Source organism: Mycoplasma seminis (genome assembly GCF_030718845.1).
GTDB classification, from domain to species: domain Bacteria; phylum Bacillota_I; class Bacilli_A; order Mycoplasmatales; family Metamycoplasmataceae; genus Mycoplasmopsis; species Mycoplasmopsis seminis.
In genome coordinates, this window is record NZ_CP132191.1 from 362,307 (window position 1) to 382,184 (window position 19,878).

General features: G+C 28.0%; 15 protein-coding genes. 12 read left to right on the forward strand and 3 right to left on the reverse strand.

The annotated features are described in order from the left end of the window. Positions 1-12: 12 nt before the first annotated feature. From Q8852_RS01650 to Q8852_RS04525, 6 genes are all read left to right on the forward strand, one after another. Positions 13-3,906, forward strand: coding sequence for an OppA family ABC transporter substrate-binding lipoprotein (locus Q8852_RS01650; RefSeq protein WP_305938255.1), 3,894 nt, complete (start codon positions 13-15; stop codon positions 3,904-3,906). Between the two features lie 11 nt (positions 3,907-3,917). After that, the gene (locus Q8852_RS01655) at positions 3,918-5,093 is read left to right on the forward strand and encodes an ABC transporter permease (protein WP_305938256.1); all 1,176 of its coding nucleotides are present in this window, start codon (positions 3,918-3,920) and stop codon (positions 5,091-5,093) included. Between the two features lies 1 nt (position 5,094). Continuing rightward, positions 5,095-6,432 (forward strand): ABC transporter permease, encoded by a 1,338-nt coding sequence (locus tag Q8852_RS01660; RefSeq protein ID WP_305938257.1) that lies wholly within the window; start codon positions 5,095-5,097, stop codon positions 6,430-6,432. A gap of 7 nt (positions 6,433-6,439) precedes the next feature. Then, a complete protein-coding gene (locus tag Q8852_RS01665; protein WP_305938258.1) occupies positions 6,440-7,495 on the forward strand; it encodes an ABC transporter ATP-binding protein in 1,056 nt (351 codons plus the stop codon). Beyond that, entirely contained in the window at positions 7,488-9,875 is a 2,388-nt protein-coding gene (locus Q8852_RS01670; protein WP_305938259.1) for an ATP-binding cassette domain-containing protein, read from the forward strand. Before Q8852_RS01665 ends, Q8852_RS01670 begins: the two co-directional genes overlap by 8 nt. Before the next feature lie 238 nt (positions 9,876-10,113). Continuing rightward, on the forward strand, positions 10,114-10,356 hold the full coding sequence (locus Q8852_RS04525) for a hypothetical protein (protein WP_369810267.1): 243 nt from the start codon (positions 10,114-10,116) through the stop codon (positions 10,354-10,356). Positions 10,357-10,539: 183 nt separating this feature from the next. On the opposite strand, the gene Q8852_RS01680 is transcribed toward Q8852_RS04525, so the two are convergent. Next, complete coding sequence (locus Q8852_RS01680; RefSeq protein ID WP_440137489.1) at positions 10,540-11,619, reverse strand: IS1634 family transposase; 1,080 nt, start codon at positions 11,617-11,619, stop codon at positions 10,540-10,542. 158 nt (positions 11,620-11,777) lie between these two features. Beyond that, complete coding sequence (locus tag Q8852_RS01685) at positions 11,778-12,140, reverse strand: hypothetical protein (protein WP_305938262.1); 363 nt, start codon at positions 12,138-12,140, stop codon at positions 11,778-11,780. A 134-nt stretch (positions 12,141-12,274) separates the two neighbouring features. Between Q8852_RS01685 and Q8852_RS01690 the strand changes: the two genes are divergently transcribed. The 6 genes from Q8852_RS01690 (at position 12,275) to Q8852_RS01715 (ending at position 19,213) form a co-directional block, all read left to right on the forward strand. Then, positions 12,275-12,526: a hypothetical protein gene (locus tag Q8852_RS01690; RefSeq protein ID WP_305938263.1), complete on the forward strand. Its 252-nt coding sequence runs from the start codon at positions 12,275-12,277 to the stop codon at positions 12,524-12,526. Between the two features lie 162 nt (positions 12,527-12,688). Then, positions 12,689-13,999, forward strand: a complete 1,311-nt coding sequence (locus Q8852_RS01695; protein ID WP_305938264.1) for a hypothetical protein — start codon at positions 12,689-12,691, stop codon at positions 13,997-13,999. A gap of 128 nt (positions 14,000-14,127) precedes the next feature. Beyond that, positions 14,128-14,784: a LemA family protein gene (locus Q8852_RS01700; RefSeq protein ID WP_305938265.1), complete on the forward strand. Its 657-nt coding sequence runs from the start codon at positions 14,128-14,130 to the stop codon at positions 14,782-14,784. Position 14,785: 1 nt separating this feature from the next. Continuing rightward, positions 14,786-15,871, forward strand: coding sequence for a DUF3137 domain-containing protein (locus Q8852_RS01705; protein ID WP_305938266.1), 1,086 nt, complete (start codon positions 14,786-14,788; stop codon positions 15,869-15,871). 78 nt (positions 15,872-15,949) lie between these two features. Continuing rightward, positions 15,950-17,137 carry a phosphoglycerate kinase gene (locus Q8852_RS01710; RefSeq protein ID WP_305938267.1) on the forward strand — a complete coding sequence of 396 codons (1,188 nt, stop codon included), beginning with the start codon at positions 15,950-15,952 and terminating at the stop codon, positions 17,135-17,137. Positions 17,138-17,350: 213 nt separating this feature from the next. Continuing rightward, positions 17,351-19,213 carry a ribonuclease J gene (locus Q8852_RS01715; RefSeq protein WP_305938268.1) on the forward strand — a complete coding sequence of 621 codons (1,863 nt, stop codon included), beginning with the start codon at positions 17,351-17,353 and terminating at the stop codon, positions 19,211-19,213. A gap of 59 nt (positions 19,214-19,272) precedes the next feature. Here the strand turns inward: Q8852_RS01715 and Q8852_RS01720 are convergent, their stop codons facing one another. Beyond that, the gene (locus Q8852_RS01720) at positions 19,273-19,788 is read right to left on the reverse strand and encodes a hypothetical protein (protein ID WP_305938269.1); all 516 of its coding nucleotides are present in this window, start codon (positions 19,786-19,788) and stop codon (positions 19,273-19,275) included. Positions 19,789-19,878: the final 90 nt, after the last annotated feature.

Here is a 19,878-nt window from a genome sequence, read left to right on the forward strand (position 1 = left end):
AGGAGGTAATTTATGAAAAAAAGTCTCAAATTATTGTTAATTGGACTTTCATCAGTTTCTATTACTGCATCCGTAGCATTTTTATCTAGTTGTGTAGGCAAAAACACAACTACATTACCGAGTGTAATTAAAAATGCTAAAGAATTAGCTATATATCAACAAAAAGCTGCTGAAGCAAGTGCTGATGCAGAACGCTATTGAACACAATATCAAAAGCTGATAAGTCAAAAAGAACAAATTGAGTCAGCTTTAGATCCTTTAATTGATGAAATTACAAGTTTAAAAATAAAAATTCAAAACATTAATGAAAAAATCTCAAATTTATCAGGACAAATTCTATTTTATAATATAGTTAAAGATCCTAGTGTAACTAATGTAGAAACTCTTGAAGATCAAATTGCTACAATCCCTTCAGGTTTATTTGGAGTTCAAGGCGCTAAAGATTATTGGAATCAATTATCTTCTGTAAAATTCGATTACAAAGGAAGTGATGGAACAGTTTCTAAATATAGTTTTAAAGAAGCAAAAAGCTTGAAGAAAAAAATGAAATCTAATTTAGAAATCGCAAATAAAGCATTAAGTGATAATAACGAAGCTATTAGCAAGGAAGAAACAGAAATCAAAGCATTGCAAGATAGTTTAAAAAATCCACAACTTTCAAGTGAAGAAATTAAGTCTACTAACAAAAAGATTACTGAATTGCAAAAAGATGTAACTACAAGAAAAAATGATATTACTAAATTACAGCAAAATATCATTAATGCTCAAAATGAAGTTAAAAAATACAATAGTATTTATGATACGATAGCAAAAGCAACTTTTGCTTCTGTTCTAGGAACGAAAAAAGATCAAATTCAAGAAAAAATTAATGAAATAACTAAAGAAATTGCAGTAAATACAGCTGAAACTTTAGAAATTTCTAATACCATTGATACCAAGGAACAAGTATTAAACGAAAAAAGAGCTCAAGTTAAAGCAGAAATTGAGCAAAAACTTAGCGCTCAAATAAATGAAGCATATGATAATTATGTAAAAAGCTTTGATTATGAAAAGAAATTAAATACAGATATTTATTTATATGATGTTAATGCTTTAGATAAATCTTGACAAGATCCTAACCCTATTGAAGGAAAATATTTAACACAAGAACAAATTAAAAACATCTTGCATCAAGATATAAAATTCGAAAATACTCCGATTGGAGATAGAATTGCTAGACAAAGAGTTTACCAAATTTCTTATAACTCACCATATTCTCCATCACCATTCCTTTATGATAATTCAATGTCATATGGTTCAAGAGCAGCTACTTCTACTATTGATACTACAACACTTTCATTCATCTCATTAGAATCTTTAGGTAGACCTAATGTTCACAATGAAACTGAAATACAAGTGACACCTGATGGGGTAAAACAAGTTAAAATACAAAAAATTCTTTCTCCATCATTACAAAGATATAAATTAGAATTAGCTGATGCAATTTATGTTTATATTCCAAATCAATCAGGTGGATTTGATGTAAAAGTGTTTGATGATGATTCAGCAGGACTAGCACCAGCTGGTGATAATAAAGATGGTTCATACTCATCTTCATTTGTTAAGAGAAGATCAAGTAATCCACGTTCAATTAACTCAAATGAATTTGATGATGCTTTAAAAGCTGCATCAAAAATTTCATTCAGAATTCGTCCTGGTCAATTTTGAGTTAATTCACAAGGACAAAGAACTCAATATCCAGTTGTTGCACAAGATTTTTATGCTTCAGTAGTAAGAACACAAATGATTGATACTGAATATAGACGTCAACATGGTGGGACTGCATTAATCGATAAAGAAGCTAGAAAACTTTTAGCAAATCCAAATAAAACATTTGGCGATGATCAACAATATGGAAATAAATATTTATTCGATTTATTCAATATCTCATTTGATACAATGTTAGATAAAGGGCAAACGCTACTTTCTCAAGCTAATCCAGAAGATCCGAATAAAATTGATGATTTATTTGTTGTTAATAAATTAGTTCAAAGTGATCCAGCTGATTTTGCAAAATTCCTTAACAATATTACAAGTGGTTATGAATTTGTTCCGGCTCCATCAATGTATATTCAAGATAAATCAAGAAATAATGAATTACCAATTTATTCACAAAATTCAGATGTTATGAATAATGAGAATGAATTTAATGAAATATCTGATGCAATTAAATCAGCTACAGGTCTAGCACGTAGTACTGGAATTTATTGATATGGAATAAAACCTGAAGATACCTTATTCTCAGGTAAATACTATGGAACAGATTTTAACTCTGATACCTTTATGTTATCTCAATTCCTTAATCCATATTACTTTGATACAACTTATACTGGTTCAAATCAAACAATTTTAAGATACAATACAATTTATCAACAAACTCAAATTGACCCAGAAACATATAAGAACAACTCTTATAATCAATATGTTGCTGGTGGTTTAGTTTACTATCCATATTCAGAATTAACTAAAAGTAATAAAAATAAAGTAATTGCAAACCCTGATGGATATGGAATGATGATGAAATCTATTCTTTCTAATAATCAATTTATTAAAGTATTCCTTTGAGCTCTTGAGCCTAAAAATGCTGATAAACAATATTATTCAGATGCCTTTTCTTATGCATTATGAGGAATTTCTGCTGAACAAGCTGCTAAAGGTAACTCAAAAAGTGTTTTACCATATACAACTTTAGGACTAGGTGGTGAATTTAGAAATATTTTATCAGCTGCAATTAACTGAAGTTATATTGCTCAACAAACCTCAATTGGTAGAGAAGTAAAACCTTGATTAACAGGATATGCTCCAGATGCAATTATTAATGAAAATAACGGGGATGATTCAGCTCAAAATAATCTACGTCAAAATAATGAATTAGTCAATGGTCTTTTCGTGGTTGATGGAAAAACTGGAGATAGAGTTTACTTTGATAAAATTAAATCAAACTTATTAAAACCATCTAACTCTAGTGCATTAGATGAAGCTGCTGAAGACGCTATGAAATCTGTTTTATACAGTGACTTAAAAACTAGAATGAAAAATCTACTTGATAAGGTTTATGAGCAACATCCAGAATTAGGAAAAGAAAAAGTTAAAATGACTTTAATGTGACCTTATTCTAACTTAACACCAGCATTAATAACTGCTTATAATCAATTAGTTGCAACTTGAAATGGTTTAGATGACAGATTAGAATTTACAATTAAACAATTTGAAAAAAGTAAATCAAAAGACTTTATGGATTACTGATTAAATGCTTCTACACCATTTGTTCGTGTTGGTTGAGGATATGATTATGATGGTATAGGTTCTGGACTTACAGCTTATTCACAATATTTAGAATTTTTTGTATTTTTAGCACATATCTTATCAAATCCAGATTTTGCAGCTAAAGCACAAAAAACTTATCCTCAAATTTACAAAGCTGCTTTATACTTTGATAAATTCGTACAAAGAGAAGGAAATAAATTAAGTATTTCATATTCAGATTTAACAACAAAACTCTCAATTCAAGAAATTTTAAACTTAGGTCAAATTCTTGGGGTTAAAAAATATGATGGTGAAAAATTAGTTGATATTCCTGCTGAAGAACAAGGACAATATATTTCTTTAAATAACTTGAATGCAAGATTCTGATTAGAATATACAACTCAAGGAAAACAAGGTGATCATTTCCCAGTTACAAAACTTGATTTAGTTAATTTAGCACAAGAAATTAATAATCTTATCGGAGTAGCACCTGATTTAACATCTGTGTCTGTATCTGTTTCAGCTTTTGCTCCTTCACTTTCAAACCCTAATTACATTATCCCAGCTAACTATTCAACTTACGATGATATAACTAATGTTAGAACTGCTAAAGACAAATAGAAAGGAACTTTATGTGAAAATACATATTTAAACGTATTGGATTTGCAATTATTACTTTAATTGCAATTACTTTAGTTGTGTATTTATTAGTTGCTCAATTCGCAGATAACCCATTTGCACTTAAAGCAGCTCAAGTACAACAAAGTGCTAATGGTGGTGGTGGAAATGCCGCAGCTTCAGCCCAAGAATTACGTGATTTATTTGACAAATCCGTTCAGTATCATTTAATTCCAAATAATTTAAATTATGATGAAGTTAAAAATACTTGAATGAATATGAGATTAAATCCATTCATTCGTTTTGGATACTGAGTTCAAGAATTATTTACTAATTCAAAAACTCCTTTCGGTATCCCTTATGATCAAAATATTTTCCAACAAACTAACACAAGTTCTATTTCTGAGTACTTCTTTAAATACCTTAAATACTCAATTATAATTACTCTTCCAGCCTTTGTTATTGCAGCTATTTTAGGCATTACATTAGGAATTGTAGCTGGATACAAACGTGGAAGCATTACTGATGCTGGAATTAACTTCTTTGCTTTAGTGTTTATTGCACTTCCTTCATTCGTTATTGCACCGATTTTAATTTCAATTTTATTCTCAGTAAATATTCCACCTCAATTTATTAACTTTAATAATAAAACTGATGTTGAAGCCTATGGTGTAGGTAAAATGATACTTTCATGATTACCACCAATTGCAATCATTGTCTTAGGTTCATTATCAGGATATATTACATATACACGTAATCAAGTTATTACTGTACTTACATCAAATTACATTTTGATTGCTAAATCAAAAGGGCTTTCAAAAAGAGAAGTATTTTTCAAATATGTTTTAAGAAATATTTCGATCCCACTTGCTGCTATATTAATTCCAAGTTATATTGGACTTCTTAGTGGTGGAATTGTTATTGAAACATACTGAAATGTACCAGGAACATCTCAAGTTATTGCTCAAGCCTTTCCTAAAGGTGAAATCAATATTATTATGTTCTCTACAGTGTTCTTTACAACACTTAGCTTATTTACCACAATTCTAGTTGATATATCATTTGCACTACTTGATCCTAGAATTAAATATACTGCTTCTAGTCCATATTCATATTCAAAATTCATCTTGGCTAGAATGGAAAGAAACAAACAATTTAAGATGAATGAAACTGTAGCAAAGGGGGTTTAGTATGAATGCTAGAGAATTTGAAAAAAAATATAATCTTTCAATAAATAATTTACGTCCTGCTATTAGCCAATTTGCTCCAAAAGATGAATCATTATTAAATAATATTGCAGGTAAGCCTAAAAAGCTTTTAGTGGAAATTTTTAAAAGATTTTTCACAAGCTGAGCTTCAGTTCTTGCGCTTATTGTATTTATTACAATTTTAATTATTTCAATCGTAGTTACATCAACAGCAAAATATTCATCAACTAAACCACTTTATAATTCTGTTCCAATTTATTATATAAATGCAAAAACTCATGAAGTTTTAAAATTAGATAGCTCAACATCTAATATTAAAAATTTACCACCAGTATTTTCTCCTTGGTATTCTTCGGAAAATATTCCAGATTTTGCTAGTTTAACCAAAAAATGAGCAAGCGAATATCATGGAGTACTTTGACAAGACTTTATTTTCTTAGGTGAAAATAATCCAAATAATGCAATTAGAGTTATTAACCTAAATGACACTACCCAAAGTGTTGAAGTAAATGCTTATACATTCTTTAAGGTGCAAAACATTGCAATTGCATTACAAAAAAGTCAACTTCCAGCTGATGCAAGCGTAGAACAAGTTAGAAGTTATATTAACCAAATTATTGCTTTAAACCCACAATTTAATATCACAACATATTTAGGAACAAATAAAGACGGAATTGATATTTGAACTCTTTCATGAGTAGGAACATGACAAGCTATTAGACTTGCTATTATAGTAGCTACAATTCAAACTATAATTGGGGTAGCGATAGGTGCATACCTCGGATTCCATGTTGGATCATGAATTGATACAGTAATCATGCGTATTATTGATATCTTTGTAGCTCCTCCTACACTTATTTGATTATTAATTTTTGCTTCTACATTTGGAACAACTGATCTTACACTAGGAATTGCCTTAGTATTTATTGGATGAGTTGGTTCAGTAGGAAGCACTAGAATGTTTATTATTACAGTAAAAGATCAAGAATATATTACAGCTTCTAAATCAGTTGGTGCTTCAAAAGCAAGACTTATTTACAAACATGCTTTACCAGCAATTATTGGAAAAATCTCAACTAGTTATGTTGCTGCTATTCCATCAATTATTATGTCTGTATCATCACTTGCTTTCCTTGGGTTCTTTAAATCAGACCAAGCAAACTTAGGAGCAATACTTTCAAGTGCTGCTTCACAAGCTGGTGATAATGCCTTTATCTTAGCTTTACCAGCTACAATCTTATTATTAATTTCAGTTTCACTTCACTTTGTGGCTTTAGGTGTACACGATGCACTTGATCCAAAAGTAATTAAAACAAGATAGGAGTATTATGGAAAATAAAAAAGAAAAACTTTTAAGTGTACAAAACCTTAAAGTTTCATTTAAATTAAGAAAAAACAAATTTATTACCATAGTACGTGGAGTGGATTTAGAAATTAATAAAGGTGAAATTATCGGAATTGTAGGTGAATCTGGTTCAGGAAAATCAGTTACTTCAAAGGCACTTTTAAACATTAATGAAAATGCTTTTACTACTGCAGATAAGATGGAAATAGATGGAATTGATTTATTACAAAATAAAAAAGAATCATTTTGACAAAATATTAGAGGTCATAAAATTGGATATATTCCACAAGACCCTCTTACTTCACTTAACCCAACTAGAAAAATTGGAAAACAACTTCTAGATGCCTTGAACAAAAATGAAGAATGGAAAAATAAACCACTTCATGAAAAGAAAGCATATTTACTTTCGCTTTTAAAAAGATTTGGTATTCGTGGTGCTGAACAAGTTTTTGATATGTACCCACATACTTTATCTGGAGGAATGAAACAAAGAGTTGTTATTACAATGGTAGTAGCTTTAAAACCAAGCTTAATTATTGCTGATGAACCGACTACTGCACTTGATCCTACCGTTCAAGCCTCTGTGCTAGCATTATTTGAAAATATTCGTCAAGAATTTAACATTACAATTATTCTTATTAGTCACAACATTTCAGTTGTTGCTAAATTCTGTGATTACATTTATGTTATGTATGCAGGTAAAATAGTTGAAAAAGGAAGTAAAAAAGATATCTTTACTGACCCAAAACACCCTTATACTTGAGCACTTATTTCAGCTATTCCTGAAAACAAGGAAGATAGATTATACTCAATTAATGGAACTCCACCTGATATGAATAATTTACCACTTGGAGATGCATTTGCACCTAGAAATGAGTATGCTTTAGAAATTGATTTCTTAAAAGAACCACCATTATTTGAAGTTTCACAAAATCATTATGCAGCAACTTGATTGCTCCACCCTGATGCACCAAAAGTAACATTATCAAAAGAATTACAAAATAGATTAGACAGCTTTAAGAAGGTATTTAATGAGTAAAAAAACAATATTAGAAGTAATTAATTTAAAGAAATATTTCGTAAATAAAAATGCAGTTAATAAAGCTGTAGATAATGTATCTTTTGATGTTAAAGAAGGTGAAATTATTGGACTTATCGGTGAATCTGGTTCAGGTAAAACTACAATTGGCCGTTCACTTTTAAGACTATATGATGACTTTAATGGGTTTGTTAGACTAGATGGAAAAATTATTTCTGGAAAAAGAATTTCTCGTAAACGTAAGAAATTCATGCATAAAAATATTCAAATGATTTTCCAAGACCCAATGGCTTCATTAAATGGTCAAAATACTATTTATTCAATTTTAAAAGAACCACTTGTGGTAAATGGAATTATTAAGAATAAACGTAAGGATATCAAATCAGATTGATTCAAAGTTAAATCTAACTTTAGATATACTTTTATTGAACAAGCCTTAAAATATCAACTTGAAAACTTAAAAATTTCTAATCGTTTACATAAACCATTTATTGAAAAATGGGAAAAACTCGGTAATCAAATTACTTTTGATGTTTTAAACAATCTTGATGACCAATTTAATTCTTACTTTGCCTATTTAGAAGAAAGAACTAAAATTAACTCCATAGTAATTAATAACCTATATAAAAATACTGAAAACTTAATTAATTTATACGAAGAAAAACAAGCTGACTTCAGAGCTAAGAAAATTGATTTTGATGAGGTTGCTTTAGAAGAAGCTAGAAATAAATATAAGAAAGAAAAACAATTATTCTTCTTTAATGAAAAATATTTTGAACTAAAAGAATTAGAAGCAAGTCAAAAAGAACTTTATGATGAAGATAAAACTAATTATAAAGATGCAGCTAAAATATCTAAAACCTCAATTAAAAACTTTTTAGCTGAAATAAAAAACGAATACCGTATGCATAGAAATGATGCTTACTCAACAACATTTTTAGATTACTATTTCCATGAATTAAAACTTTATTTAATTAACCATCGTTTATATAAGGAACTTAAAAAGAATTATTCAAAATTAAAATTCCTTACATTTGAACAATTACTTCATTTATCTGAAGAATTTAGAAAGTATTCACAAGAATTTTATGCAACTAAATTAAATATCAATACTTCTCAAAAATCTTCAATTAAGCAACTTAAAGAAATTGTTAATAAAGAGTACGATTTTGATTTATCTGAATATATCAATCAGTCATTAGCACTTGAAGAAGAATTAAAATCAAAATATAAAGCTTCTAAAAAACAATATAAATCAACTAAAACAAAAAGAATAATTGAAGCATTTAAGTATGCTCCAGATTATGCTGCAGATAGACAAGCGGCTAAAGAAGAATTAGCCAGTGCGCAAGCTTTATTTGATGCTGAAGCTAAAAAATATATTGTTAAATATCGTGAAAGAATTGTAGCAATTCAAAAACAAATTGCTCATGAACAAGAAATTGATGCTGATTTACGTAGCAGAGATAAAGTGGTATTTAATCAATTTATGTTAAATAACAAAAACTTTATTAAATTCTTTGAAAAAGATATTTTAAGACCTTTATCAAAGGCTAAAAAGAATTCTAAAGAGTTTAAACAATACCAACAAAGACAAATTGATCTCAAAGTATATCAAACTAACGTTCAAGATAGATTAAATGGTATTAAATCATTCCAAATTGAAAATAAATACTTAAATAAAAACTTATATAGTATTTATTTATTAATGGGTGTTACTCAAAAAGATAAAAAATATCGTGCTTGAGGAAAATTTGGTACATTTCTTACTTATGTTGGCCTTCCTCTTAGAATGCATAAGATTTCTAACTTATACACCCAATCAATCATTTATAAAGCATTGGAAGATGTTGGTTTATTAAAACAATTTGCTTACCGTTATCCACATGAATTCTCTGGTGGTCAAAGACAAAGAATTGTTATTGCTAGAGCCCTTATTACAGAGCCTAAAATCATTGTAGCTGACGAACCGATTGCTTCTCTTGATATTTCAATTCAAGCTCAAGTGGTTAACTTACTTAAAGATTTATGTAAAAAGAAAAATATTGGTATGGTATTTATTGCCCATGACCTTTCAATGATTGAATATATTGCTGATAGAGTGCAAATCATGCACCTTGGTAAAATTGTTGAATCAGGAAAAACTGAAGCAATTTATGCTAATCCAATTCACCCTTACACAATTAATTTATTTAAAGCTATACCTAAGATTTCAAATGCAAATGAAAAATTCCAAGATGTTAAATTTGAACTTTCATATCTTGAAGAACAAATGTTCCCTAATATTGCAATTGAACAAGAAATCGAAGATGATATTCACTATGTTTATGGTACGCAACAACAAGTTGCTGACTGAATAGCTCACAAAAAAGATGAATAATTTTTGATTCAAAACATCTCAAAAGTTTAAAATTGAATTTTCTTCACTAAGGTTTTATTTAATTAATTTAGTGTTTCTATTAATTTATTTTGCAATAGTGTTAGCTTATTATCTAGTTAAAAAAAATATTTGATATGAGCCTAAATACCATCATAATTTAATATTAAATGCTTTTTCAGTTCCTGCTTTTGTTTGCTTTTTACTTGAAGTAATGTGCCTAGTATTTAAATTTGGTTTTATGGAAAAAACATTTGCTAAATTCAAAATGTCTATTGATAATTTTAATGATGCTAAGGAACAAAGACAACTCAAAAAAATGCCTAATGAAGACAAAAGAGCATATTTAAAGAAAAAAGAAGAATTAGCAGAAAAACAAAAACAACAAGAATTAAAAAGAAACAAATCCAAGTTTCCGTTTGGATTCGGAATGTTTCTTTATGGTATTGCATCAATCGCTTTCATTATTGTAATTTACATTTAAGTCAACTGAAAAGTTGGCTTTTTCTATTGTTTTTTGGTAATATCCCGTGTTTCCAAGTTAATAAGGGTAAAAAAACGTGCAGTCCTTAATTTTAGGCCTGCACAATTTTTAATACTTGAAATTACATAGAAAAATCACTATTTAACAATTTAACTATATAGTTATATAAATCAATTTCCTCTTTTATATCATCGTTATTTCACATTTTTCTTCTGTTACAATACCATCAACTTTTTTATAATTGATATTTGCTGCTTTAATAGCACCGATTATTTGTTGTGTTGTTACTTTATCTAACACACCAGTTAACATTTGTTGATTGTAGTTAACCTTTCAAGTTAAATAGTTTAAAACAACTAATGCTAAAAAACATATTGTTATATGACCGTAAACGTGTTCATCTTTTCTAACAAACATAGGTCTTGTTTCTAATGTAGATTTTAAATCTCTAAAATTATTCTCAATTCTTCATTGATTTTTGTATATTTCTAGAATTTCTCTAATAGTTAAATCAAATCTTGTAGTTTCAAAAACCACATATCCATCTAGTTTTTGATCTTCATGTACTTTTTCCATATCCATAACAAATCTTGATTGTTGGATTTCTGTAAAAAACTTATATTTTTTATATGAAATCATACTTTTAGCAGTTGCGCTGCCGCTTTCATCTTTAACTTTATTAAATCTTTCGATGACTTCATTTCTTAGTTGAGCATCTCTTTTAGCTTTGTATTTATCATAAATTACTACTTGTCTTACTTTTATGGCTTTATTTTCTTTAGTTACATTTACTTGTTCTACTTCTTTGCATAATAAACCATCTATATCTTTGTAATCTGTTTCACTTATAACGTATTCTTTAAATTTTTTGCTTTGCGCCTTTAATCTAACGGGAAAAATATAATTTAGTCCATTATTTTTTAGAAATAGTTTGTTTTGATAATCATTCATCCCTTTATCTGCGATAACTGTTACATTTTTAAGATTATAAATTTCCCCTAATTCATTAATTGTGGGTATTAAGGTTTTTGAATCAGCAACATTTCCTGGTAGTAATGCAAAATCTAAAGGAATTCCATTTCTATCTGTAACCATTCCAAGAACAACTTGATCCTCTTTGAATTTTCCATCTTTTGAATATCCACTTCTTTTTAATGTGTATTTTGATTTTAAGTTTTCATTTGTATTAACAAATGTTTCAAAATAAAGTGTTGTTGCGTCCATGAATACCAAATTAACATCACGGTTGGTATATTCATGGATTTTTTAATTCATGTTTTTGATTAGTTTTTGCTTATTTTCTGCAACAAAATCTAAGAAATTATAAACTGTGGATTTTTGTATATCTAATTCATTTGAGTACTTATTTTTAGTCTTAAAGCTTCTAATAAAACTTTCTGGTTCTAAAATTCTTTTAGCTACTAGGAAATTGAAAATTTCTTCAGCTTGTTTTCTTTTCCGACATTTAAATTCTTAAATAAATCTATACCTTTTATAACTTGATAAATCAATTCAATACCGATGTTATATGTTCCGATTTCTACTTTTGTAAGTTTAAAAGCTTCTGCTAATTTACTTTTAACATAATCTTTATCAGCATCTAGTGGTAACGAAGCAGCTAATTGCTTAATAATTTCCATCGCATCTGCATTTTGCTCCTGAAGTTTAGATAAATTACCAATACTAATGCTTCTTTCATACCCTTTACCATAACCACCTGATATTGCAAGGCTTACATAGTAATCATCTTTCTTTTTATTTTTTGTAACTAATCACTTTTTCATAGTTTTATTATATCATAATTCTATGTAATTATGTAATAAAAAAGCAAAAAAATTTTTATTAAGTCTATAAGCTATTTATTTCATAAATAGATTTCTTAAAAGCTAAAAAAGAGAAATAAAAAAGTGTCTCCAACTTGGAAACACAGGAAAAAACATTTGCTAAATTCAAAATGTCTATTGATAATTTTAATGATGCTAAGGAACAAAGACAACTCAAAAAAATGCCTAATGAAGACAAAAGAGCATATTTAAAGAAAAAAGAAGAATTAGCAGAAAAACAAAAACAACAAGAATTAAAAAGAAACAAATCCAAGTTTCCGTTTGGATTCGGAATGTTTCTTTATGGTATTGCATCAATCGCTTTCATTATTGTAATTTACATTTAAGTCAACTGAAAAGTTGGCTTTTTCTATTGTTTTTTGGTAATATGGAAAAATGTGGAAATGATTTTACTTTTTGATTAAAAGTGGTAAAAATTTGTATAATCTTTATGTTATAAGTTATTTTTAATTTTTAACAAAATAAAAAAGCTTTTCGAAAGGTTAAAAATGAAGAAAATATGTAAAGTTTTATTAATGTCAACTCCAATCCCGTTATTAATTACTACAGTTGGTTGTCAAAAAGCAGAAAAAAGTTTTAGGGATTCTACAGAAGAAACAGAACTATCAGAAAGTGCTTTTAGAAATTTTATGGTGCAATATAAAACAGCATTAAAGAATGCGTTAAATGATAACGACTTAACAACTTTTGCTAAACTTATAGATATAAAAGAAAAATTATCGAATTCAAATGAGAAAATAAAACCTTCTGAAATTTCAGGTAAAGGTAAAAATCACATTATTCTAAATAAAGAAAAAAGTCAAAAAATATTATTTCAACCCAAAAGCTTAAATAAAGAAAAGTATTTATTTAATTATGATTTTCTTATTGACAGAATTAAAGAATATAACTCCGGATTAACATTTGATATTTTGGATGAAAATGGTTTTAGACCGCTTGTTATAAGTGTTGATGAAAAAGTAATTCAAAGTAATTCTGTACTTAATAAAACACCATTTTGGTTATTACCACAACTAATGAATAAAACAGGATTTAATGATAAGGCCGCAAATTCAGAATTGCTTAGTTGAATTTTTACTCCTTTAACCATAAATAATCAACATGAGTTAATAAATTATTTAATTAATATTCTTACGGTTTCATATAGATATCTTTATACAATAGGTGGATATGGCTTGATTAATGATGATTCAGAACAGATAGTAAATAATCCATTAAAAGATTTATTGAATAAACTCGGTTTCACATATGAACATGAAAGTTCGTTCACTTATCAACATACTAATTTGGCCCGTATAATGTTTGGGGCAATTGATGATCCTTTTATTAACCGCTTTTATATTGATTTTTTAAACAACAACATTGATATAAAATTAAAAAATTATGAATATAAGAAATATATTAATGAAAGCGATGATATTCATATTAAAAATGAACAAAATATTTTTGAGTTATTAGGTGTAACAAATTCAAATGACATAGCTTTTTTATGAAATGAATCTAGAGAATCTGAAATTGAATGATGCGAAAAAGAAAAATTAATTATAGATTTCTTAATTTTTGCTTATCAAAATAATATAAATTTACCTGAGAAACTTTTAATCAGCATAATAGATGATTTTAATGAAAAACTAAATACTTATAAAGTTGATATTAATAAAGTTAAAACATTAATACTTAGTCAATATAATTCATTTTTTGAAGTAGATGGTGAAAAAATAATTGATGAACAGACAAATGAATTTTTCGATACATTAATTAAAAATCTAAATGATATTAAAAATGTTTTAAAAGACTAAAACTAAATTTAAAAGTGTAAAAATAAGTATGTAGCTTTGCTTCGAGTAAACCAGAGCTTTTAATACTTTTTGATAAACTATTATTAAAAGTTATATAATAATTACATTATTATATTAAGGAGAAAAACATGTCAAATTTATTTAACAATGCAAACGTTCCTGCTGAAGAAGGTTTCCAACCAGTAGCAGATAACACACCTAAACCAGCAGTAGCATCAATAGGGGCTAAAATAGCGGTTTACTTATCATTTATTTTAATCATTCCTATTTTTATTTATATCTCACAAAGAAACAAATATTTAAGAATGCAAAACAGCATCAATGAAAAAGCATCACTTATTGATGTACAATTACAAAAACGTGCTGATACATTAAATAAACTTGTATTACAAGTAAAATCATACAAAATCCATGAAGAAAAAGTATTTGAAGATGTTGCTAAATTACGTAGCTTAACACTCTCAGGAAATGCTGCAGCAAATTCAGCTGAAATTGAAGCTTTAAATAATTCTATTTTTGGACGTTTAATGGCTGTAGCTGAAAACTACCCAGAATTAAAAGCAGATGGTTTATATAGAGATTTAATGGAAGAAACAACATATCTTGAAAGAGAAATTGCAGCTTCAAGAAGATTATATAATTCAGAAGCTAATATGTTTAATGCTTCAATTATGGTGTTTCCAGGTAATGTTCCTGCTTCATCAATGGGATTACATTCAGTACCATTATTCCAAGCTAATGCAAAAGCTAGAGCTGATGTAGATATGAATGCATTAGGATTATAGTATGAAGCATGTTGCTAATTATTTAAATTATTCAGATTTTAAACAAAAAGCAGATATTGAGGTTTTACCAATCATAAAAGAGGTGGTAGAGCCTCAATTTCAAACTCAGTTATACAAAGATTATAAAAAATTTCATACTCTAGCAGCAAGCTTTTCAGGTACATTAGCTCTTAGTGTTGTAATAACTATTATTATAGTTTTTGCAAGTATTGATAACTTACCTTTTGCAGCTATTGTTGCCTTTTTGATAATAGATGCAATTTTACTATTACTTAATTTAATTTTTTGACCACTGACATTAAAAAAAGCTAAAGAATTAAACCGTAATATTTTAAGTCAACTTGCTAAACAACCAATTTATCAAAAATCAATTCAAGCGTTACAACCTAATTGAGAATTTAAAAATACTTCTTATGTACCAGATGACATAATTCATGGATATGCTGAAAGTGGAAGATTTTCAAGTGTTGAATACAATACTTATCGTCCAAGCTTAATTCCAAGTGATTCATATATTGAAGAAGCTGATAGATGTAAAACAGTTATTATTGATGGAAAATATCCAGCTCACTTTTCAAATACACACTGAATTCATATTGTTACTACAACCGATTCAAAAGGTAATACTTATCAAGAAAAACACCATTATTACTCAACCCTGTTAAAAATTGATGCAAGATTTTTAGAAGATAAACATCAAACAATTTTTAGCCTAATGGCTTTAAACGGAAGAGGACTAAAAGCTATTCGTTTAGAAAATAATAATTTTAATAAGATTTTCAATCTCAGAATGAATGATGAAATTAAAGCTAGAATGATGTTTACGCCTTTAGCAATGGAGAATTTAACTTTATTACACCAAAATAATTTTAAATTTACCAATATTTCAGTGCCGGGTGTTTATGCAAATAATGATGTTATTTATATCTCATTTATGTCGCCTGCAGGCTTTGCTAAAATTGATTTACCAAAAGCACCTAGAAATAAGGAAAAAGTTACAAATTTCATTTATAAAGATATTTTACAAGACATTTATTCATTGTATTATTTATTACAATTAGTTTATATTCCGAATTACTTATACTAATATAGCAAATGCTATATTTTTATATACTTTTGCATAAAAAACTTTATAATTCTAACATATTAAAAAGGAGTTATTTTTATGAAAAAAACTATTGATGATCTTAAATTAAAAGGTAAAAAAGTTTTAGTTAGAGTTGATTTCAATGTTCCTGTAAACAATGGAGTTATTACATCAACAAAAAGAATTACAGCTGCTTTACCAACAATTAATAAAATTATTAAAGATGGTGGAAAAGTTATTTTATTCTCACACCTTGGAAGAGTTAAAGAAGCTAAAGATTTAGTATCTAAATCACTTAAACCAGTTGCTGTTGAATTAGCAAGAGAATTACAACGTCCAGTAACTTTTGTTCCTGAAACAAGAGGAGCTTTACTTGAAGATACAATTGCTAAAATGCAAAATGGTGATGTTGTTTTAGTTGAAAACACACGTTTTGAAGACTTAAATGATAAAGCTGAATCAAAAAACAACCCAGAACTTGGAGCATACTGAGCTTCACTTGGTGATGTATTTGTAAATGATGCTTTTGGTACAGCACATAGAGCACATGCTTCAAATGTTGGAATTTCTTCAAACATTAAAGAATCAGCACTTGGATACTTAATGCAAAAAGAAGTTGAATCATTAAACAAAGTTATTACAAAACCTGAACATCCATATGTTGCAATTATTGGTGGAGCTAAAGTTTCAGATAAAATTCAAGTACTTGAAAACTTAGCTAAAATTGCTGACAAAATGATTATTGGTGGAGCTATGGCTTATACATTTATGGCTGCAAAAGGTGAAAAAACTGGAACATCACTTGTTGAAAAAGATTACATTAATTTAGCTAAAGAATTCTTAGCAAAATATGGTGATAAAGTTATTTTACCAGTTGACCATGCATGTGCGAAAGAATTTAAAGATGTACAACCAGATTTCCAAGAAGGCTCAATTAAAGATGGATACATGGGACTAGATTTAGGACCTAAATCAATTTCAAATATTAAAGATGCGCTTAAAGGCGCTAAAACAGTAGTTTGAAACGGACCTATGGGTGTAACTGAATTTGAACACTACAAAAATGGTACAATGGCTGTTTGTGAAGCTATTGCTGCATTAAAAGGAGCTTACTCAGTAGTTGGTGGAGGAGATTCTGTTGCTGCAGTTGAAAAACTTGGAATGGAACAAGAATTCTCACACGTTTCTACAGGTGGTGGAGCAAGCTTAGAATTACTTCAAGGTATTAAATTACCTGCTGTTGAAGCTATTCAAAATAAAAAATAATTTATTATAAAACTCAAGTTAGTACTCTATTAATTTAGAGTACTTTTTTCCAAAATTTTTTAGCTAATTTTATACCTTAACAAAGTTTTACTATATAATTAAATGGATAAATACATAAACGTATTTTTTAAACATTTCAAAGCATAATAAATTAATTTAAAGTAAAAGAGTTCTTTTTCATTAACTTAATTTTATATATTATTAGGAGTTAATATGAAACAAAAACAACCAACTCAAATTTTTGCCTTAGGTGGAGTTGAAGAAATTGGTAAATCAACCCTTGTAGTAGACCACAATGATCATATTTTTATTATTGATTCAGGGATAAAATTTGCTGATACTTTTAATACTGGAGTTAAAGGTATTATTCCAGATTTCTCTTATCTTAATCAACCTGAAAAGAAACTTGAGGCTCTTTTTATCACTCACGGTCACGAAGATCATATTGGTGGAGTAGTTTATTTAGTCCAACAAACAAGACTTAAAAAGATTTTTGCACCTAGAATTGCAATTCAATATTTACAACTTAAATTTGAAGAACACAAAATTAGAAGAAATATTGAATTTATCGAAATTGAAAAGAATGAAGTTTACAATTTTCCGCAAGGATGTAAAGCAGATTTTTGAACTGCTCAACACTCAATTCCTGATGCATTCGGAGTAAGATTAAGCACACCAAATGGTTCAATTATGTGTACTGGTGATTTTAGATTTGACTATACACCAATTGGAAACTATACGGACTTTGCTAGATTAGATCAAATCGGAAAAGAAGGGCTTACAGCACTCCTTTCAGATTCAACTAATGCTATGAGACCAAATCACTCTCCAAGTGAAAGTGATATTCTTACCGATATCGAACGTCACATGCGTTCAGCTAAAAAGAAAATTATTATTACAGCTTTCGCTTCTAACCTTACAAGAGTAAAGGTTATTATTGAATTAGCTGCAAAATTAAATAAAAAAGTTATTACATTTGGACGTTCAATGATCCAAGGAGTTAAAATTGGTAGAAAACTTGGTTACATTAATGTTGGAAATGATGTGATTATTGATAAAAAAGATTTAGCTAATGTCAAAGATTCAGACTTAGTTATTCTAACTACAGGTTCACAAGGAGAACAACTTGCTGCACTTTCTAGAATGTCATATGGAAAACATGCAACTATTAAAATAACTAAAGGAGATATGGTTATTTTCTCTTCTAGTCCTATTCCTGGAAACAGAATGGTGGTGGAGCTTCTTGTTAATAGACTTTATAAATTAGGTGCTATTATCAAAGAAAATGGAGTAGATGGATACTTACATACCTCGGGACACGCTTATAAGTGAGAACATGATAAGATTTTTACTTTAACTAAACCAAAATATTTCTTACCATATCACGGTGACTACAGAATGTGTCTTGTGCACGGACAAACAGCAGTAGAAAATGGAGTTAAACCTGAAAATGTACTTATTCCTGAAAAAGGACAAGTATTTGAAATGCTTAATGGTGTAATTACTAAAACTGACCGTTATGTAAATTATGGTCCTATTTACATTGATGGAAACACAGTTCTTTCAGCATCTGAAAATATTTTAAAAGAAAGGTCACAATTAAAAGATAGTGGTTTCGTTAATATTATTTTTGTTTTAGATAAAAACAAAAATGCAATCTTATCACGTCCACAGGTTGTTACTAGAGGAAGTTTTTATGTTAAAACTTCTAAAGAACTTATAGAAGAAGCTAAACGTGTAGCACATGGTGCGGTTTTATACCACATAAAAAATAATGAAAAATGAACCACAAAAGAACTTGAAGACATTGTTAAAGAACGTCTTACAACATTATTTTATAAAGAAAAACGTAGAGATCCAATCATAGTTCCTACAATCATTTATAATGATGAAGCTAATGATCCTAGGCTTGAAAAAGCTAAGATTAAATTCAGCAATAATAAAGAGGAAGTTATTACTGAAGAGCCTAAAAAACTTCGTAAGTCACTTCAAGAAGAACTTGATAAAACTAGAAAGTCAATTTTTGGTGATGTTGAAAATGATCAACTTGACATTGATGAAGAAGACGAAATTTAATTACAGCCATCTGGCTGTTTTTATATAAAAACTCCTTGCTGTGAGTAGCAAGGAGAAAATTAATTATATAGATTTATGTCTAAATCTTCATCATAGTTAGACAGAGTATTTTTGTACATTTTTAAAAAAGAGATTAACATAGCGAAAGGAAATTTTCCTCAAATTTTGATTACAAATTGAATATATTTGTTTGAAAAATCTTTGGGTTGCAGATTATTTCTTTTAATTAAAAAGAATATCAAAAATCTATTCAATGTAATATTTGAACTAAAAAGAATCAGTGCTAAATATGTTAAATAAACTAATAAAATCATAATATTTCATTCAGTATTTATTAATACTAAAATTGTAGATATTAATGTAAGCATCGAGCTTCCAAAATTAAAAATCGGTCAAATTCCTATGATTAAATTAATAATTTTCTTTTTCATCCCAGTAATTTCAGTTTTATTTCTTGCGAATATCTCTTCGCTGGTATTCAAATAAAATTTATTATGTAAAAGAGTAAAAAACTTATTGTTTTCTTTATTTTGAAATCTATTATAAGAATTTCTTGTTCCCTTAAATACTCTCAATAAATTATTAAACTCTTGCATAAATTCAAAAAATGAAAAGGGTATTCCTCAAATAATATATGAGGCAAACAAAATAACCGTATAAATATT